Origin of the sequence: Taibaiella chishuiensis (genome assembly GCF_003014535.1) — a bacterium.
In the GTDB taxonomy this organism is placed as follows: domain Bacteria; phylum Bacteroidota; class Bacteroidia; order Chitinophagales; family Chitinophagaceae; genus Taibaiella; species Taibaiella chishuiensis.
Map to the genome: position 1 here is coordinate 94,340 of NZ_PYGD01000007.1, position 17,902 is coordinate 112,241.

Here is a 17,902-nt window from a genome sequence, read left to right on the forward strand (position 1 = left end):
AGGGTCCATCAGGGTTTACTAGTTGGTCCGGGTAACATTCTTCTTCAGTTCCGATTCCAGGTTCTGGAGTTCGGTACTCAACACTTTACGGTTCTGCGTACCTTCTTCATGAATCCGTTTTACTTCGTTCAGCGTTTCGATCAGCGACTGCGTCGTTTTCTTCAATGTGTCGAGCGACACCACGGTTTTCTCATTCTCGCGGGCCACATCGATACTATTCTGTTTCAGCAGCTCGGCATTTTTTTCAAGAATGGTATTCGTCGTTTCGGATATCTTTTTCTGCATCTCCACGTTGGCCTTCTGCCTTTGCAGGGCCACAGCAATGGTCAGCTGGTTTTTCCATACCGGTATGGTAGTCGATACAATGGATTGCGCTTTTTCGGCGATCGATGTATTGTTGTGTTGCACCACGCGGATCTGTGCCAGCGACTGCAACATAATAAAACGGACCACCTTCATATCGGCCAGCCGTTTATCAAGCCGGTTTACGAAATCGCGCATATCGGAAATCTCGTAATCGTTGTAGTTCGCAGGGTTAGCGTCCATTTCAGCCAGCTTTGCACTCAGTTCCTGGTGTTTCAGGTGTGCCGAAATAATCAGGTCTTCCATCTGTGCGATATAAGCCACATTGCTGTCGAACATGGTTTGCAGCGAACTGTTGTCCTTAATGGAATTGAGCCTGCCGGCCTTGATCTTATTCGTGATCTTATCGATATTGCCGACAACGGTATCGTATTTCTGGAATAGTTTTTTGGTATCGAATACCAGGCGTTTCAGGAAAGGTATTTTAGACAGGAACTGCTGAAAGCCGCTCTGGTTCAGCTCATCCACATCTATATAGTTCAATTCGGTAAGCAGGTTATTGATTTCGGTGCCTACTTCGCCGGAGTTGAAAGTACGTACCGATGTCAGGAATTCGTTACTGTACTTCTCCATAGACTGTTGCACCTCTACGCCAAAATTAAGGATAGAGTTGGTATCGCCGGGCACGAGGCTTTTGTTGAGCTCGCCGAATTTGCGGGCTTGTTCCGGGGTCATGGCCGACACATCTACGTTGCCGTCCTTGTCTACCTTTGCCAGTGCGGTATTCGTACTGTTATTACTTGTTTCCATAGCTTAATGCTGATTAGGGAATAAAGTTATCATTTATTGTCTATTTAACGGGTAATAAAACCGTTAATTACAGGAAGAGGCCGGTTGGGTACCGGCCTCTTATCTTGTGCCGCAATGCCCCGGCAGCGCATCACCTGCCCGCCGGGTTTGCCTGCTAGTTATATTTGTTCAGGTATTCCTGTAAACCACCTTTCATACCCATACCTACCGCTTCGAATTTCCACTGACCGTTGCGGTTATAGATACGTCCGAATTCTACAGCGGTTTCGATCGAGAAATCTTCGTCCAGCTCATATTTCACCATCTCGTTGTTCTGTTCGTCGAAGATGCGGATAAAAGAGTTGCGCACCATACCGAAGTTCTGCCGGCGGGCTTCGGCTTCGTGGATAGTAACCACGATGCAGAGTTCGCGGGCTGCAGGACTGATTTTGGTAAGGTCGACCTTTACCTGTTCATCGTCGCCATCGCCTTCACCGGTAAGGTTATCGCCGGTATGTACGACCGCCTCGTCGGGCGATTGGGTATTGTTGTAGAATACGAAATGCGCATCGCTTACCAGCTTGCCGTTTTCGCCCAGGATAAAGATAGAAGCATCCAGGTCGAAACCTTCGCCGGTGCTGGTGTTATTGGTATCCCAGCCGAGACCTACGGTAAATTTAGGCGCGTTCAGGTTTTCACGCTGGCCTTTTTGCAGATTAATTGCCATAGTTGATATGTTTCGTTATTTGAGTTAGGTTTTGGGTATAATCTTCCATCAGGTGATAATTGTTACCGATGGCATAATGCACCATTTCGGGGAGCCGCTCTTCCTTAAGCGCAGCAATAAATGCCATCAGGTCGGCCGATTCAGACTTCAGGATGTATTTGATGATGCGGGTGTTCATGATAAAGTTATCGTCATTGATCACGGCTACCAGGTCGTTGCGTTCCTTGATGGAATAATAGTTCAGGTAATTTTCAAAATTGGCGGGGATCTCTTTGTTCGTCAGCTGCGCATAATATACAAACATAAAACGGCCCTGGATCTGCTCCTGCTCCAATTGTTTTTTAATAATAAATTCATGCCCGCCGGTGATCTTGATATCGTCGATAAACAACACCATCCGGTTCTCCAGGAAACGCCGGTCGAGGTGGTAGGTGTCGGACGAGATCAGGCGGATGCGTTCCTCATGATCGAGGTTACCATAGTCCACGCTATAGGTCTTATAACGATGGATCTTGGATTGCAACAGGGCTTTCTTTTTATGTTTGAAAAGAAAACGGTTTACCTCTTCCATGAAAAACAGGGACATGGCATTGGAAGCCGTCGGTATGGCATTGTAAGGACTCGGTGCAAAGACGATATCCTCCTCAGCAAGCAGCGCATCGCCGTGCGTAGCTACAAAATGCCTGCCCAGCTCACATCCGAAGTCTTTGGCGATGACGCCATCGCCGAACTTGAACCGGCTATACTGCGCAGCATCAAATGGCAATTCCTCGGGATTGCTGATATCGTGTCTTGCAAAAACGGAATACATTAATTTGAAAATAAATTACTCAATAGGTTATGTTGGGTATCGACCAGTACAGAACGGAACCCGAACTGCTGTGCCCCGTTATAGTCAGCTATCGCATTGTCGCCCACATGCAGTACCTCTTCTTTTACTACCGTTCCGTATTGTTTTACGCGGGTCCATACCTGGTCGTACATATCGGCCGACGGTTTGGAACAACCCGTTTCGTCGGAGTAAACCTGGAAATCGAAATAAGATCCGATGCCCAGTACCGGCAACAATTGCCGCAGGGTACTGCCTAAAATGAAACCGGTATTGCTCAGTATGTTTACCGAACAGCCCTGGTCCTTTATAGCCTGCAATACGGTAACGGTGCCCTTATCGATCAGTTGCGGATGATGCCGGAAAAAGAGTTGTTCCATTTCGTGGTAATAACCCTGCATATCGCCTGCCGTAATGGTTTCGATCGATACGCCCAGGTGATCCAGTATCAGGTACAGCATTTCGGTTTGCTGCAGGTTGCCACCCGTTTTTTCGTTGATGCGGTTAAACAACAGGTCGAAATACCGGAAGGCCTGCGTAACGGTTTCTGCAGGTCGACTGATGTCGAAGTAACGGGCAAACAGTTGGTTCCTGAGGGGCTTAAACACAGGATCGGATTTGATCAGCGTAAGCCACAGATCAAACGATACGTGCTTAAGCCCTCGTAATAATTCCATTACTGGTAGGTGTAAGAAGATTTCAGGATGTCCACGAAGCTGTCTGTAGCCTCTGCATTGCCCAGGGCACGGAACTTCCAGCCGTTGTCCTTGCGGTACACTTCTGCAAATACCATACTGCACATATTGTTATAGGTAGCGTCGCCCGACATGGAGAACCGTGCTATTTCCTTACCCCTGGCGTCGACCGCGCGGATAAAGGCATTGTCTACCATACCAAAATGCTGGCCGTTCTGGCGGCCCTGGTAAATGGTTACCAGGAATACGATTTTCTGGTATTTCTGATCCAGTGCATCCAGCTTTACGATCACCTGTTCGTCATCGCCTTCGCCTGCACCGGTACGGTTGTCGCCGGTAAGCCATACATGGCCGGAAGGGTGTTTCATGGAATTGAAGAAGATCACATCTCCCTGGTAAAGGCCCATGGAACGGCCATCATTGGTTTGCACCGTACGGCCCAGGTCGGCCACCTTACCGTTGGCATCCAGCAGGAAGGCTACCGCATCCAGGTCATAATCCGCTTCCTTGTTACCGCCCATAAGCTTACCCAGGAAACCGCCGCTCTTTTTCTGGCGGATATCCCAGCCCAGGCCGACAGTTACCTGTGAAAGATCAAACTCTTCTCCTTTATCATTTTTGCGCAGGTCGATCGTCTGACCTTTAACTAAATTAATTGCCATAATGTATTTTGTTGAATAGTGATAGTGATTATTTGATAACCTGGCCGGTAAAATATTTGGATACGAAAAATGCGAGGTCTTCTTTATAACCAACGCCGGAGGCTTCGAATTTCCATTGATTTTCGCGCCGGTACAGGCGGCCGAATTCTACCGCGGTCTCGATCGAGAAGTCTTCGCCGAGCTCGTATTTAGCGATCTCCTCACCGGTACCGTCGTCCACGATACGGATATAGGAATTGCGTACCTGGCCGAAGTTCTGCTTGCGTTGTGCCGCTTCATGGATCGTTACCACGAAAAGAATTTCTTTAATACTGCTATCCACCTTTGACAGGTCTACGATCAGCGATTCGTCATCGCCATCGGCACTGTTGCCACCGGTAGGATCGTCGCCGGTATGATGCAGGGCTGCATCGGGCGAGTCGGTATTGCCATAAAAGATAAAATATTCTTCGGCAGGGATGAGCCGTTGCTCATTGATCATAAATGCCGAGGCGTCGAGATCGAAGGCATAGCCGGTACCTTCATTAGGATTCCAGCCCAGGCCCACGGTCATTTTGAGCAGGCCGATATCGATCTTCTGGCCTTTTTGCAGGTTGATTGCCATGATTGTTTTCTAGGGTTTAAGACCTTGTAAAAATAGGGAATTTTCGCGCGCGAAGCAGCAAGATAAATCAGTACAAAAGTCTGGTTAGGTATCTATTGCTGCAATAATAACGGAATTGAAATAATGCGGCAAAAAACTTCTGTTAATATTTAGGTCGATTTTAAGCAGATAGCCCCGCAACCCGGATGATCGCCGGATCCATATGTCCCTAAGTGCTGCTTGTAGCGTCCCAATACTATTCGTTGTATCTCGCTACGAATCTACCTAGCTTAGCAGTTACTATCATTTGCAGCAGTGGAATACGTTTTTTTCTCGCAGCGATACGGCGACGCAGCGAACGACTTTATATTGGTCGTAACATCTGGCTACCAATCGCGTAGACATGCTTTGCTCAACACCGGTTACATACACTGCCAGGACGTCAAGCCAGGAAACAACCAAACATACCGACCTTTAGAAAAAGGGCGTTAATAAAATGCTGCAGGACGCCGTATAGAAAGAAATACAGTTCCCACAGTCTGGCCCTGTACTTTAGTTCGTTCGTCATTCCTTAGTCCATTTTTAACTACCGCCCGGACTTATTTCTTTTAGGCGTACAAGGCATTTTTAGCACTTTTTCTACAGTCTTGATTTTTGCTTCTTTGTATTAAGACAAAGAAGAATAAAAAAATCAGGGTAGGTATACCGGTGTCCCTCAACTTTGCCGCTTGCCCCACAACAGCAGCCAATGGGCTGTATTACAAGCCGGGCAATAGACAGCGCTCGTAGCGAGACGCTACAAGCAAGTATGTGTACCGGTAAAAACAAAGACCGTCCCCCGGTGAAGGAGAACGGTCTTTTATAAAAATTTGAACGATTGGCCTTGTATTGTTTACTTTTTAGCGCCACCGCCGGCAGGCTTGCGGCCACCCGCACCACCTTGTCCGGGGCCACCAGGACCACGACGACGTGCACCAGCTGCACCAGCGCCACCGCCAGGTTTACCAGCGCCACGTTTGTCTTTTTTATCATCTTCGTCCATATCCAGGCCGCGCATACGCTCTGTTACTTCCTCCTCAGTTTCTTCAACTTCGAGTTCTTTATTCTGAGCGCGCTCTTCGATACCTTCGATGATCGCAGCGATCAGGTAGTTGGTAACGATAGCGATAGATTTGGTAGCATCATCATTCGCAGGGATAGAGAAATCTACTTTTGTAGGATCGCTGTTGGTATCCACCATAGCGAAAGTAGTGATGCCCAGGCGTTTTGCTTCAGCCAGTGCAATGTGCTCGTGGCTGATATCCACGATGAACAGTGCAGCAGGAGTACGGCCCATCTGTGCGATACCACCCAGTACTTTTTCCATTTTCTGCTTGCTGCGGTCCAGGGTCAGGCGCTCCTTTTTAGTTACGCTGTCCAGGGTACCGTCGTTCAGCATTTTTTCGATGCTCTGCATTTTCTTAACGCTCTTACGGATCGTCTGGAAGTTGGTCAGCATACCACCTAACCAACGCTCGGTAACGTAAGGCATATTTGCTTTGGTAGCCGCTTCAGCAACGATTTCCTTAGCTTGTTTTTTAGTAGCAACGAACATGATTTTCTTACCGCTTTTAGCGATAGATTTCAGTGCTGCTGCGGATTCCTGCAGACCATCGATCGTTTTGTTCAGGTCGATGATATGAATGCCGTTTTTCTCCGTGAAGATATAAGGCAGCATTTTAGGATTCCATTTTTTCTTTTGGTGTCCGAAGTGAACGCCTGCTTCCAGCAACTGCTGATGTAATGATTTATTTTCTTCCATTTTTTGGAAAATTGAATGAGTTGATAATAATTTGAAAATAAGCTTATCCTCATTACTGCTGCCGGGGCAGCAATAACCGGATTAACGTTTAGAGAACTGGAAGCTACGACGTGCTTTAGCTTTACCGAATTTCTTACGTTCAACCACACGTGGGTCACGACGCAGTAAGCCTTGTTTTTTCAATGCAGGACGGAAGTCTGCGTTTGCTTCGCACAGTGCGCGGGCAATACCCAGTTTAATTGCTTCAGCCTGTCCTTTTGGACCACCACCTTGCACATTGATCACGATATCGTACTGATCAGTGCCTTCAATAGTTTTCAAAGGAAGTTCAACCTGGTTTTGTAAGTATATCAGCGGGAAGTATGCTTTATATTCTTTGTCGTTCACCTTGATATCGCCGGTACCTTTAGTCAGGTATACGCGGGCAACAGCTTCTTTACGACGACCGACAGCATTTTTCTGTTTTTCCATTTAATTAGAAAGTTATTATGCCCCTAAAAGGGCTTAGGGGTTAATATTTGAATTCTTTGGGTTGTTGAGCTTTATGTCCGTGTTCTGCACCTTCGTATACAAACAGTTTTTTGTACATCGCACGACCCAGGCGGTTTTTAGGCAGCATGCCTTTTACAGCGCGCTCGATCACAACGTTAGGACGACGGTTGATCAGGTTTTTAGCGCTTTCGTGCTTCTGACCACCAGGATAACCAGTTACGTGCTGGTAATCTTTATCTTCCAGTTTGTTACCGGTCAGAACGATCTTACCGGAGTTGACAACGATTACATAATCTCCGCAATCAAAGTGAGGAGTATAGTAAGGTTTGTTTTTACCACGTAAAACAGCGGCAATTTTGGAGCTGAAGCGACCTAATGTCTGATTGGTTGCATCTGCCACCCACCACTCACGCTTTACGATACTGTCGTTAGCCGACTTTGTTCTGTAGCTCAATTGATTAAGAGACATTGTAAATTTGCTTTTTTCTTAAGGATTAATGATCCGACTCCAAATGTTTTACAACATTAAATTTCAGTGAATCGGAGCGCAAAGGTAAATCTAAGGTTCAGTTCCGCCAAATAATTCATTAACTTTTTTCAGGACACCTCTGTAACAAATTGATTTTCAATAAAGTTTTTGAACATTAATTTACAAAGGATCATAAAAGTACCGGTTTTAAAGGTATCTACGGCTTGCAATCACCTGCAGCCCGATGCAGTATTGCATTTTCCCGGCATGATCCGGCCTGTTTTCTGCCCACTATCACAAAGCCCCATTACAGTATTCGATGTTTAAGGGAAAAATTATTTGCAAACTTTTACTTCCACCACCCTGCTATATACAACAAGTCCGGCGCCTGTGCGCCGGACTTGTCCGTTCAAATATGATACTTATGATGTTAAGCAACAACTTTGGCCGTAGCCAGCGGGCGCTTCTGTATCGCCACCGGGTTTTCGGGACGTTTACCCAGTTCGCGCAGGAAACGGAAATGCGAGTTTACCGCGGTCATCATATTGGGCATACTGTGATAAGCAATACCGAACTCACGGCACTTGGCTTCTACAATCTTGCTGATGGCTGGATAATGCACATGGCTGATACGCGGGAACAGGTGGTGTTCGATCTGGAAATTCAGACCGCCTACATACCAGGAGATCAGCTTGCTTTTCGGGGAAAAGTTAGCCGTCGTTTTGATCTGGTGTATAGCCCATTCGTTCTCGATATGTTTGAAATCAGAAGCGTCTACAAATTCAAATTCGGTTTCTTCTACCACATGCGCCAGCTGGAACACGATGGTAAGCGTAAAGCCCATTGCAGCATGCATACACAGGAAGCCAACCAGCCAGGGCAGGAAGCCTACGGCCAGGATCGGTACCACCATATAAAACACGACATACAGCGCCTTGCTCGCCCAGAAAATGACATGCTCCTTACGATCCATCTTTGGCATAGGCGTGGTATACACCTTTTGTGTGGCATACTTTACCGGGTCGGATACGAATACCCAGAAAATAGAAGCCAGCATGTATAAGAAAGGCAGGTAAAGATGCTGGTACTTATGCGCAGGCACCCAACGCTGGGTATTGCACATACGGATAAAGGGACTGCGGGCAATATCATCGTCCACCCCGTCCACATTGGTATAGGTATGATGGATGATATTGTGTTTCTGTTTCCAGAAGAAAGCATTACCGCCCAGGGCGTTGAGGGTAAGGCCCATCAGTTCGTTCACCCATTTTTTACTGGAATAACTGCCGTGGCAGCCATCATGCATCACATCAAAACCAATACCGGCCGATATCATGCCCAATGCGATACAGGACAGGATAGCCGTCCATACCGGCATAGCCACCAGCAGCAGGCTCAGGTAGAGCGCCAGGGCTGAACCGATCAGCACCAGTGTTTTGAGATGGAGTTTCCAGTTACCCGTTTTTTTAAGCTGGTTGGTAGTGAAATAGTCTTCCACAGCCTTTTTCAGCGCGGGGAAAAAAACGGCGTTTTTATTGTTATACGTTACTTTCGGCATTGATGTTTGGATTAAAAATTTACACACACAAAGTCCTGCTGCACAATTTCCATTTTACGATGCGGGATCGGACAAAGGTAAGAAAAACAAACCATACAACAGAGGCGCCAATAGGGCTATAAAAAGAAAAACCCTCGCCGGAGCGAGGGTTTCAGGAATATTGATGGATACGTGAAATTAAGCGATTTCAACTTCAGCACCAGCTTCTTTCAGTTTGCCAGCCAGATCGTCAGCTTCAGCTTTAGTTACACCGGTTTTAACCGCTTTAGGAGCGCCGTCTACCAGTTCTTTAGCTTCTTTCAGACCCAGACCGGTCAGATCTTTAACGATCTTAACAACGTTCAGTTTAGAAGCACCTGGGCTCTTCAGGATAACGTCGAATGCAGTTTTTTCTTCTGCTGCTGCTGCGCCACCACCGTCGCCGGCAGCTACCACTACTGCTGCTGCTGCTGGTTCGATACCATATTCTGCTTTCAGAACGTCAGCCAGTTCCTGAACTTCTTTAACGGTTAAGTTTACTAATGATTCGGCTAATGATTTTACGTCTGCCATTTTTATAATTTTTTAAAATGTTTTTGAAATTTTGTTACTTGAAATATATGTGGACTTGGAAGCCGTTGTTAAGGGGCAGCCCCGGGCCAGCCGGGATTGCCGGGAAAAATTACTCTGCTGCAGGAGCGTCTGTAGCTGGAGCATCTGTAGCCGGAGCTTCAGGTGCTTCTGGAGCAGTTTCGGTAGCTGCTTCGGCACCACCCTCTGGGTTCTGGTTCTGGAGGGCAGCGATTACGCGGCTGATCGGAGACTGCAACAGGCCGATAACTTCGCCGATGAGTTCGTTTTTGGTTTTGATGTTTTTCAGCGCAGTCAGCTGGTTGTCGCCAACGAACAGGTCTTCGCCGATGAAGGCAGCTTTCAGTACAGGTTTTTCACCTTTTGATTCGGTACGGAAAGCGCTCAGGATTACCGCAGGCTCTTTAGGAGACTCGGAGAACATCAGGGCGGTTACGCCATGCAGTGAATCGTAGATACCGGCATATTTTTCGCCGTTCAGACTTTCCAGTGCTTTTTTGATCAGGGTATTTTTCGCCACTTTCATTTCCACGTTCTTCTCGAAGCACACACGGCGCAGTTTGCTGATTTGCGCAACGGTGAGTGATTCCGTATTGGTAACGTAGAAGTTACTGTACTGGCTGAATTTATCTTTCAAAAGCTCAATTGCTTCTGATTTTTGAGCAGGTGTCATTGCTTAATTTTTTTTGGGACCCTTGTGTCGGGTGGTTATACAAATTTCGTTTCTCTCTGCCACATCCCATGGGGATCAGGAGGCTTACTAGTGCGTTACGGATTTAGTATCGATAGACAGACCCGGGCTCATAGTAGCAGCCATGCTTACGCCTTTTACATAGATACCTTTCGCAGTGGAAGGTTTCATACGGATCAGGGTATTGATCAGCTCCTGAGCATTTTCAGCAATCTTATTCGGTTCGAAAGAGACACGTCCGATGGAAGCGTGGATGATGCCTGCTTTATCTACTTTGAATGCAATTTTACCACCTTTAACATCATTAACAGCTGCTGCTACATCGTTGGTAACAGTACCTGTTTTAGGGTTGGGCATAAGGTTACGAGGACCGAGCACTTTACCCAGTTTACCGATCTTAGGCATTACGGAAGGAGTAGCAACGATTACGTCTACACCAGTCCAGCCGCCTTCGATCTTCTGGATGAACTCGTCCAGGCCTACGAAATCAGCACCGGCAGCTTTTGCTTCTGCTTCTTTATCTGCAGGGCAAAGTACCAGAACGGTTTTGGTTTTACCGGTACCGTGTGGCAGGGTTACTGTACCACGCAGCGCCTGGTCTGCTTTCTTAGGGTCGATACCGAGACGAACGTGAACGTCTACAGAGCTATCGAATTTTGTACAGTTTATTTCTTTAACCAACTGAGCAGCCTCAGCCAGTGTATATACTTTATTTTTGTCGAGTTTAGCTTCTACTGCTTTTCTCTTTTTATTTAAAGATGCCATTGCAACTAAAATTTAAATAAGGTGAACCAATTTGGGGGGATTAATTTTGCCAGGGAGCGTTACCTTCTACAGTAAGACCCATGCTGCGTGCTGTACCGGCAACCATTTTCATGGCGCTATCGAGCGTGAAGCAGTTCAGATCAGCCATTTTATCTTTAGCGATCTCTTCTACCTGTTCCCAGGTTACTTTACCAACTTTGTTACGGTTAGGCTCTTTAGAACCTTTTTTGATCTTGGAAAGCTCCATCAGCTGAACCGCTGCAGGAGGCGTTTTGATAACGAATTCGAAAGATTTGTCAGTGAAAACGGTGATCAGTACAGGCAATACTTTACCTGGTTTGTCCTGGGTACGTGCGTTGAACTGTTTGCAGAATTCCATGATGTTTACACCTTTGGAACCTAACGCTGGACCGATTGGTGGAGCCGGATTGGCCTGGCCACCTTTACATTGGAGCTTTACATAGCCCGAAATTTCTTTAGCCATTGCTTTAATTTTTGGTATTATCGAGTTGATTTAACTTCTCTCCCAAATACAAGAATAAGATAAGAGCAGTCTTTAAATTTAAGGGTGCAAAAGTAGGACATTTTTTAATACAAAAATAATTTTTTCAAAAAAAAGCCCTGAAACCTGCATTTTTCCTGGATCGCCCCGCAAAGAAAGCCCTGCCCTGGCTGTTTTGCGGGAAAATAACATCTACTATTTATTTGTTAATCATTGTGATACAATACCCTATTGCCGTATTTTCGTGAAAATAACCGGGATATGCAAAAGATACTGATCGCAGGCGGCAGCGGTATGGTAGGCGCCAGGCTTAACGAATTGCTGGTGCAACAAGGCTACGAAACTATTATACTCGGCCGCAGGCTACCGGAAAAACAGCCCAAAGATACGAAAACCACCTATGCAACCTGGGATGTGAACCGTGGCACGATCGACCGCGACGCCATTGCCCGGGCCGACTATATCGTAAACCTGGCAGGCGCCGGCGTAGCCGAAAAACGCTGGACCGCCGACCGCCGCCGGGAAATTATCGACAGCCGTGTAAAAAGCAGCGCCCTGCTGGTAAAAGCACTGCAGGAAACCGACAACCAGGTAAAAGCGGTAGTATCCGCCTCTGCAGCTGGTTATTATGGCGCCGACAGGAGCATACCACCCGAAACCGGCTTCCGCGAAGGCGATCCGCCGGCCGGCGACTTCCTGGGGGAAACCTGCCGCTTATGGGAAAACAGTATCAGCCCTGTAACCGAGCTGAACAAGCGCCTGGTGATTGTCCGGATCGGCATTGTACTGAGCGGTACCGGCGGCGCACTGGCTGAATTTCGCAAACCCCTTAAATTCGGCCTGGCAACAATATTGGGTAGCGGCAGGCAGATCGTGAGCTGGGTCCACATCGACGACCTTTGCCGCCTGATCCTTTATGCAATCGAACAGGAAGAATTATCGGGCGTATACAATGCTGTGGCGCCCGCCCCGGTAAGCAACAAGACCCTGACCCTGCAACTGGCACGTAACCGCGGCGGGTTTTATATACCGGTACGCGTACCGGCTTTTGCCCTTAAAATAGCCATGGGCGCCATGTCGGCCGAGGTATTGAAAAGCGCCACGCTGAGCGCCGACAAAACCTTAAGCACCGGGTTTTCGTTTAAATACCCCGATATCGACAGCGCCCTGAAACAATTACTGGGACGTTAAATGCCCGGCTGCAACCCGCATACGTTTTCCATACACCGGGCCGGTCGTGGTTCCTGTCGTTTGTTTTTATATCTTTCGGGCACGATTCAAGACCAGCGGCATTATCATGGACCCTACCCTTTGTATCTTATTCTGCGAAAACCCATTGCAACCCGGGGTACCAGATCCCGACTTTACAGCCGAATCTGTAGCCGCGGCAGCGAGTGGTTATAACCTGCTCCTGTTCAGCTACGAAGCGCTGACGGGCACTTCACCTGCTGAAGCCACCCGGGAAATACAACCGGCGGCTGGCCCGGTACCCCTCATCTACCGGGGCTGGATGCTGACACCGCAACAGTATACCTTACTCTATGTCGCATTGAAGGCCAAAAACTATTTCCTGGTCAATACCCCGCAACAATACCGGCATTGCCATTACCTGCCCGATAGCCTGGAACGGATTAAAGACCTGACACCGGCAACGGTGTTTGAAAAGCTGGAAGATGAAAACAGCATCTCCAGGCTTATCGGCAAGGCCGCCGTATTCGGAGACCGCCCCGTTGTCGTAAAAGACTTTGTAAAATCAGAAAAGCACGACTGGGCAAGGGCTTGTTTTGTGCCCCGGGCATCCGATACCGCTGCGCTACGGCAGGTAATCGATACCCTGCTGCAACTCCGGGGCAAATACCTGAACGAAGGCCTCGTGATCCGGGAATTTATGGACCTTAGCCCTTTGACGCTGCATACGAAAAGTGGTATGCCACTTACCGAAGAATACCGCCTGTTTTTTCTCCAAAAGCAACTCCTGGGTATCTATAACTATTGGGAAGAAGGCGGGTACCGGCCGGGACTGCCCGATACCACCATTTTTGAAGCCATCGCACAAAAGATAGACAGCAATTTCTTTACTATGGACATTGCCCGCAAAACAGATGGCGCCTTTATAATTATGGAGCTTGGCGATGGTCAGGTTGCCGGTCTGCCGGAAGCAACCGACATTCCCCTGTTTTATCATACCCTGAAGAAATACCTGGTAACCGCAACCTAAAACAATCCTATGAAAAAATACCTCTTCCTGTTATGGGCACTGCCTGCTTGCTCCATGCCGGCAAAAGAAGATCCGACGGAGCTGGCGCAACCGATCGTTGAAGAAGGCAAAATGTTATACAGGTCCGAAATGGCCTCCTGGTACGGCACAGACCTGTTCCGGGATTTTTACCGCGAACAGGATAAGATAGGCGGCTACTTCTCCTATGCCGACAAGGATAAAACGAAATGTATTTTCTTTTCCAACGCTGATACGCCCGAAGTGATCGGCACCATTACCTTCGATAGCACTTTTATCCCGGACAAGGCCACCATCGAACTGGCCGTAAGACCCTTTACCGATACCGAAGAAGAGCTGTACACAATCCGTACCCGGGCCTTATATGCCATGGTGAACGACAGTTTTTTCAGGCGGTACGAAAAGACGGACTGGAACCTGGTGCCACTGATCAGCAACAACGAGAAAAAGGTGTATGTACTGACCGGGCCCGCGGAAGACGGCGTTGTGATCCTGGGCAACGATTACCTGCTTACCTTTGACAAGGCCTACGCGCTCGTGGATCAAAAACGGCTGCATAAAAGCATGCTTACCCTGCCCTATGAGCCCGGTACCACAAGCGAGGGCGGCATGCACACACACCTGCCCGAAACCGGCGATTTCATTACGGCAACGGATATCTGTACCTTGATGTTGTATGGGAAATATACCGGCTGGAAACAGCATATTGTCGTTTCAGATAAATACGTCAACATCTGGGATTGCACCACCAACAAGCTTACGGTAATACCCGCAGCCCAATACAATAAGACCAAAGAAGGCCGGAAATAAGGACTGGCGGAACAACCGGCAGGTCCCGCCCCCCTTTACAGGCGCAACCAAAGAACATGATAACACGAACAAGAAAGCATCGCTACGCCAAAACGGGCCTGGCCATCCTGGCCCTCTTTGCCGCAGTCACAACAAGCTCCGCACAGGCCCCGCTTAAAAACAGGGACACCCTCGTACTTAAAGAAAGCCGCAGTACAGACGATATACCGGTAAACGAATACCTGCAGGAACAGTTGCAGGCCACGAGGCAGAACTTTAAAAAGATCAATTCGACTACCCGGTGGACCCGGGTAAAGGAGCGGTCCCTGACCGAAACGACAGAAGGTGGTTATGCCTTGTTTTATTACCAGGGCCAGCTATTACAAAAGATCGTGGCGCGGCAATACGGGGAAATGTTCCAGCAACTGGATGAGTATTACCTGCTCAACGGACAGCTTTCCTTTGTACTGGAACGCACCTACCGCTACAACCGGCCTATCTATTACGACAGTGCCGCCATGAAGGCCAACCAGGATACCGAAGCCTTCGACTTCGACAGTTCCAAAATCGAGGAGAACCGCTGTTATTTCTTACATGGCCGGCTCGCCCACCTGCTCAACAACCAGGATTGCGGTGCGCCTTTTGCCGCCGATTTTCTGCAGGAAGAAGAAAAAAGAATAAAAGCTGCTTACAGCGACCTGCTGCGCCTCGGTAAAAAGTAATACCATCCGGCCGCCCTACAGGTTATCGATAAGCATTACCGAAAAACATAGTTATAAAATACAAAAGGCGAAACCCGGTCCAGGACCGGGTTTCGCCTTTATGACTATTCAAAAAACTTAGTCTTTTGTTTCTGTCTTTTCTTTTTTGTCTTTTCCTTTCGACACGGTAAACACGATCTTCTCCTGCTCTTTATCGTAGTCGGCCACAGCTTTGTCGCCTTCTTTGATATTGTGGTTCAGGATCTCTTCGGCCAGCGGATCTTCGAGGTATTTCTGGATCGCCCTGTGCAACGGCCTTGCACCGAACTGGACATCATAACCTTTCTCCGAAATAAACTTCTTGGCTTCGGGGGTAAGTTCCAGCGAGAAGCCGAGGGTATTCATCCGTTTCATCACATCTTTCATAATGATGTCGATGATCAGGTTGATATGTTCTTCGGTCAGCGAGTTGAAGATGATCACATCGTCGAGCCTGTTCAGGAATTCCGGGCTGAAAGTGCGTTTCAGCGCCCTTTCGATCACCGCCCTGTTGTTTTCTTCTGAAGTAGACACTTTCGCTGCGGTAGCAAAACCTACACCATCACCAAAGTCTTTCAACTGGCGTGCACCGATATTGGACGTCATGATGATGATCGAGTTTTTAAAGTCGACTTTACGACCCAGGCCATCGGTAAGCTGTCCGTCGTCGAGCACCTGCAACAGAATATTGAAGATATCGGGGTGTGCTTTTTCGATCTCATCGAGCAGGATTACGGAGTAAGGTTTACGGCGTACTTTCTCGGTCAGCTGTCCGCCTTCTTCATAACCCACATAACCCGGAGGTGCACCGATCAGTCGGCTCAGAGAGAATTTCTCCATGTACTCACTCATATCGATACGGATCAGCGCATCTTCGCTGTCGAACAGGTAGCGGGCCAGGGCCTTGGTCAGCTCTGTTTTACCCACACCGGTAGGTCCGAGGAAGATAAAGGAGCCGATCGGTTTTTTCGGATCTTTCAGGCCCACCCTGTTCCTTTGAATGGCTTTCACCACTTTCTGGATGGCTTCGTCCTGGCCGATTACCATGCCTTTCAGGTCTTCGCTCATACGGCGCAGCTTCTCGCTTTCGGCTTCCACCATACGCATTACCGGGATACCGGTCATCATGCTCACTACTTCAGCGATATCTTCGTCGTGGATCGGGTAGCGTTTGTGTTTCACTTCTTCTTCCCAATCGCTTTTGGCTTTTTCCAGTTCTTCACCGAGGCGTTTTTCTTTATCGCGCAGTGCGGCTGCTTCTTCGAAGCGCTGGCTCTTCACGACTTTGTTTTTTTCCAGTTTGATATCTTCGATGCTCTTTTCGAGATCCAGGATATTCTTCGGTACATTGATGTTTTTGAGGTGCACCCTGGCGCCTACTTCATCCATTACGTCGATCGCTTTATCGGGCAGAAGGCGGTCGGTCATATACCGGTCGCTCAGCTTCACACAAGCCTCCACGGCATCCTTATCGTAAGTTACATTGTGGAACTCTTCGTACTTGGTACGGATGTTGTTGAGGATCGCGATGGTTTCGTCCACGCTAGGCGGTTCGATCAGCACTTTCTGGAAGCGGCGGTCAAGGGCTCCGTCTTTCTCGATGTACATACGGTACTCGTCGAGGGTAGAGGCGCCGATACACTGCAGCTCACCACGGGACAGTGCCGGTTTGAAAATATTGGAGGCATCGAGCGAACCGGAAGCGCCACCTGCGCCAACAATCGTGTGGATCTCATCGATAAACAGGATCACGTCCCTGTTTTTCTCCAGCTCGTTCATGATCGCCTTCATACGTTCTTCGAACTGGCCACGGTATTTGGTACCGGCTACCAGTGCTGCAAGATCCAGGCTGATGACGCGTTTGTCGAACAGGATACGGGAAACTTTTCTTTGCACGATACGCAGGGCAAGGCCTTCCACGATCGCGGTTTTACCCACGCCCGGCTCACCGATCAGGATCGGGTTATTCTTTTTACGGCGCGACAGGATCTGGCTTACCCTTTCGATCTCTTGCTCGCGGCCTACGATCGGGTCAAGGTTGCCCAGTTCGGCCATGCGCGTAATGTCGCGGCCGAAATTGTCCAGTACCGGGGTTTTTGATTTTACATTACCGGCCGCTGCGCCACCCTGGCGCTGACGTTGCTGGTATTGACGGCGTTCTTCGTCCTCGAATTCTTCGGAACCCTGGTCGCCGGTATATTCTGCACCGGGCATATCGCCCTGGAGAATGCTTAATTCATTTTTAAAGCGCTCATAATCCACATCATGGTTGTGCAGGATCTGCGCTGCGGGATTTTCTTTATTTTTCAAGATAGAAAGCATTAAATGTTCAGACTCCACAGTACGGCTCTTCAGCGTTTTCGCCTCCAGCACCGTAATGCGTATTACTTTTTCTGCCTGCCGGGTTAAGGGCAAACTGTTCGGGGTGGTTACCGTACGATTGTTTTTGTCTTTAATAACAACCTCCACTTCTTTCCGTAAATCAAACAAATCGATCTGGAAAGATTGCAGGATACGCATGGCCATACTTTCTCCTTCGCGGATGAGGCCGAGTAACAAATGTTCCGTTCCTATAAAATCATTGCCTAATCGGAGTGCTTCTTCGCGGCTGTAAGAAATGATCTCTTTTACTTTTGGTGAGAAATTAGAATCCATATCGGGATGTTTCAAAAATTGAATTCGTTAAAAACAAAGGAAAGAC

The 17,902-nt window shown here is 48.1% G+C and carries 19 protein-coding genes; 4 read left to right on the forward strand and 15 right to left on the reverse strand.

From position 1 onward, the window contains the following. Positions 1 to 18: 18 nt before the first annotated feature. The 14 genes from B0I18_RS17100 to rplK all read right to left on the reverse strand — a co-directional run bounded on the left by B0I18_RS17100 (position 19) and on the right by rplK (position 11,418). Positions 19 to 1,113, reverse strand: a complete 1,095-nt coding sequence (locus tag B0I18_RS17100) for a toxic anion resistance protein (protein ID WP_106523960.1) — start codon at positions 1,111 to 1,113, stop codon at positions 19 to 21. A gap of 154 nt (positions 1,114 to 1,267) precedes the next feature. Then, positions 1,268 to 1,819 (reverse strand): TerD family protein, encoded by a 552-nt coding sequence (locus tag B0I18_RS17105; protein WP_106523961.1) that lies wholly within the window; start codon positions 1,817 to 1,819, stop codon positions 1,268 to 1,270. Further along, on the reverse strand, positions 1,809 to 2,630 hold the full coding sequence (locus B0I18_RS17110) for a phosphoribosyltransferase family protein (RefSeq protein WP_106523962.1): 822 nt from the start codon (positions 2,628 to 2,630) through the stop codon (positions 1,809 to 1,811). Before B0I18_RS17110 ends, B0I18_RS17105 begins: the two co-directional genes overlap by 11 nt. Beyond that, the gene (locus tag B0I18_RS17115; protein WP_106523963.1) at positions 2,630 to 3,325 is read right to left on the reverse strand and encodes an HAD family hydrolase; all 696 of its coding nucleotides are present in this window, start codon (positions 3,323 to 3,325) and stop codon (positions 2,630 to 2,632) included. Before B0I18_RS17115 ends, B0I18_RS17110 begins: the two co-directional genes overlap by 1 nt. Then, entirely contained in the window at positions 3,325 to 4,005 is a 681-nt protein-coding gene (locus B0I18_RS17120; protein ID WP_106523964.1) for a TerD family protein, read from the reverse strand. Before B0I18_RS17120 ends, B0I18_RS17115 begins: the two co-directional genes overlap by 1 nt. A gap of 28 nt (positions 4,006 to 4,033) precedes the next feature. Further along, the gene (locus B0I18_RS17125) at positions 4,034 to 4,609 is read right to left on the reverse strand and encodes a TerD family protein (RefSeq protein WP_106523965.1); all 576 of its coding nucleotides are present in this window, start codon (positions 4,607 to 4,609) and stop codon (positions 4,034 to 4,036) included. Positions 4,610 to 5,480: 871 nt separating this feature from the next. Beyond that, positions 5,481 to 6,389 (reverse strand): 30S ribosomal protein S2, encoded by a 909-nt coding sequence (gene rpsB / locus B0I18_RS17130; protein WP_106523966.1) that lies wholly within the window; start codon positions 6,387 to 6,389, stop codon positions 5,481 to 5,483. Between the two features lie 81 nt (positions 6,390 to 6,470). Beyond that, complete coding sequence (gene rpsI / locus B0I18_RS17135) at positions 6,471 to 6,860, reverse strand: 30S ribosomal protein S9 (protein WP_106523967.1); 390 nt, start codon at positions 6,858 to 6,860, stop codon at positions 6,471 to 6,473. Between the two features lie 40 nt (positions 6,861 to 6,900). Then, the gene (gene rplM, locus B0I18_RS17140) at positions 6,901 to 7,335 is read right to left on the reverse strand and encodes a 50S ribosomal protein L13 (RefSeq protein ID WP_425444930.1); all 435 of its coding nucleotides are present in this window, start codon (positions 7,333 to 7,335) and stop codon (positions 6,901 to 6,903) included. A gap of 445 nt (positions 7,336 to 7,780) precedes the next feature. After that, positions 7,781 to 8,908 carry a fatty acid desaturase family protein gene (locus tag B0I18_RS17145; protein WP_106523969.1) on the reverse strand — a complete coding sequence of 376 codons (1,128 nt, stop codon included), beginning with the start codon at positions 8,906 to 8,908 and terminating at the stop codon, positions 7,781 to 7,783. Positions 8,909 to 9,085: 177 nt separating this feature from the next. Next, positions 9,086 to 9,460, reverse strand: coding sequence for a 50S ribosomal protein L7/L12 (gene rplL, locus B0I18_RS17150; RefSeq protein WP_106523970.1), 375 nt, complete (start codon positions 9,458 to 9,460; stop codon positions 9,086 to 9,088). Between the two features lie 109 nt (positions 9,461 to 9,569). Continuing rightward, complete coding sequence (gene rplJ, locus B0I18_RS17155; RefSeq protein ID WP_106523971.1) at positions 9,570 to 10,151, reverse strand: 50S ribosomal protein L10; 582 nt, start codon at positions 10,149 to 10,151, stop codon at positions 9,570 to 9,572. Between the two features lie 87 nt (positions 10,152 to 10,238). Next, a complete protein-coding gene (gene rplA, locus B0I18_RS17160; protein ID WP_106523972.1) occupies positions 10,239 to 10,934 on the reverse strand; it encodes a 50S ribosomal protein L1 in 696 nt (231 codons plus the stop codon). Positions 10,935 to 10,974: 40 nt separating this feature from the next. Next, positions 10,975 to 11,418: a 50S ribosomal protein L11 gene (gene rplK, locus B0I18_RS17165; protein ID WP_106523973.1), complete on the reverse strand. Its 444-nt coding sequence runs from the start codon at positions 11,416 to 11,418 to the stop codon at positions 10,975 to 10,977. A 279-nt stretch (positions 11,419 to 11,697) separates the two neighbouring features. Between rplK and B0I18_RS17170 the strand changes: the two genes are divergently transcribed. The 4 genes from B0I18_RS17170 to B0I18_RS17185 all read left to right on the forward strand — a co-directional run bounded on the left by B0I18_RS17170 (position 11,698) and on the right by B0I18_RS17185 (position 15,183). After that, a complete protein-coding gene (locus B0I18_RS17170; protein WP_106523974.1) occupies positions 11,698 to 12,627 on the forward strand; it encodes a TIGR01777 family oxidoreductase in 930 nt (309 codons plus the stop codon). A 106-nt stretch (positions 12,628 to 12,733) separates the two neighbouring features. Further along, the gene (locus B0I18_RS17175) at positions 12,734 to 13,654 is read left to right on the forward strand and encodes an ATP-grasp domain-containing protein (protein WP_106523975.1); all 921 of its coding nucleotides are present in this window, start codon (positions 12,734 to 12,736) and stop codon (positions 13,652 to 13,654) included. A 9-nt stretch (positions 13,655 to 13,663) separates the two neighbouring features. Beyond that, positions 13,664 to 14,482, forward strand: coding sequence for a hypothetical protein (locus B0I18_RS17180; RefSeq protein ID WP_106523976.1), 819 nt, complete (start codon positions 13,664 to 13,666; stop codon positions 14,480 to 14,482). 56 nt (positions 14,483 to 14,538) lie between these two features. Next, on the forward strand, positions 14,539 to 15,183 hold the full coding sequence (locus B0I18_RS17185) for a hypothetical protein (RefSeq protein ID WP_106523977.1): 645 nt from the start codon (positions 14,539 to 14,541) through the stop codon (positions 15,181 to 15,183). A gap of 117 nt (positions 15,184 to 15,300) precedes the next feature. Here B0I18_RS17185 and B0I18_RS17190 read toward each other — a convergent pair whose 3' ends face one another. Then, positions 15,301 to 17,856, reverse strand: a complete 2,556-nt coding sequence (locus B0I18_RS17190) for an ATP-dependent Clp protease ATP-binding subunit (protein WP_106523978.1) — start codon at positions 17,854 to 17,856, stop codon at positions 15,301 to 15,303. Between the last annotated feature and the right edge of the window lie 46 nt (positions 17,857 to 17,902).

Coding starts and splice junctions, on each gene's coding strand:
- B0I18_RS17145 (WP_106523969.1), bottom strand. CDS start 8,908: ATGCCGAAAGTAACGTATAACAATAAAAACGCCGTTTTTTTCCCCGCG.
- B0I18_RS17100 (WP_106523960.1), bottom strand. CDS start 1,113: ATGGAAACAAGTAATAACAGTACGAATACCGCACTGGCAAAGGTAGAC.
- B0I18_RS17170 (WP_106523974.1), top strand. CDS start 11,698: ATGCAAAAGATACTGATCGCAGGCGGCAGCGGTATGGTAGGCGCCAGG.
- rplA (WP_106523972.1), bottom strand. CDS start 10,934: ATGGCATCTTTAAATAAAAAGAGAAAAGCAGTAGAAGCTAAACTCGAC.
- B0I18_RS17110 (WP_106523962.1), bottom strand. CDS start 2,630: ATGTATTCCGTTTTTGCAAGACACGATATCAGCAATCCCGAGGAATTG.
- rpsI (WP_106523967.1), bottom strand. CDS start 6,860: ATGGAAAAACAGAAAAATGCTGTCGGTCGTCGTAAAGAAGCTGTTGCC.
- B0I18_RS17125 (WP_106523965.1), bottom strand. CDS start 4,609: ATGGCAATCAACCTGCAAAAAGGCCAGAAGATCGATATCGGCCTGCTC.
- rplJ (WP_106523971.1), bottom strand. CDS start 10,151: ATGACACCTGCTCAAAAATCAGAAGCAATTGAGCTTTTGAAAGATAAA.
- rplL (WP_106523970.1), bottom strand. CDS start 9,460: ATGGCAGACGTAAAATCATTAGCCGAATCATTAGTAAACTTAACCGTT.
- B0I18_RS17185 (WP_106523977.1), top strand. CDS start 14,539: ATGATAACACGAACAAGAAAGCATCGCTACGCCAAAACGGGCCTGGCC.
- B0I18_RS17175 (WP_106523975.1), top strand. CDS start 12,734: ATGGACCCTACCCTTTGTATCTTATTCTGCGAAAACCCATTGCAACCC.
- rplK (WP_106523973.1), bottom strand. CDS start 11,418: ATGGCTAAAGAAATTTCGGGCTATGTAAAGCTCCAATGTAAAGGTGGC.
- rpsB (WP_106523966.1), bottom strand. CDS start 6,389: ATGGAAGAAAATAAATCATTACATCAGCAGTTGCTGGAAGCAGGCGTT.
- B0I18_RS17115 (WP_106523963.1), bottom strand. CDS start 3,325: ATGGAATTATTACGAGGGCTTAAGCACGTATCGTTTGATCTGTGGCTT.
- B0I18_RS17105 (WP_106523961.1), bottom strand. CDS start 1,819: ATGGCAATTAATCTGCAAAAAGGCCAGCGTGAAAACCTGAACGCGCCT.
- B0I18_RS17180 (WP_106523976.1), top strand. CDS start 13,664: ATGAAAAAATACCTCTTCCTGTTATGGGCACTGCCTGCTTGCTCCATG.
- B0I18_RS17120 (WP_106523964.1), bottom strand. CDS start 4,005: ATGGCAATTAATTTAGTTAAAGGTCAGACGATCGACCTGCGCAAAAAT.
- B0I18_RS17190 (WP_106523978.1), bottom strand. CDS start 17,856: ATGGATTCTAATTTCTCACCAAAAGTAAAAGAGATCATTTCTTACAGC.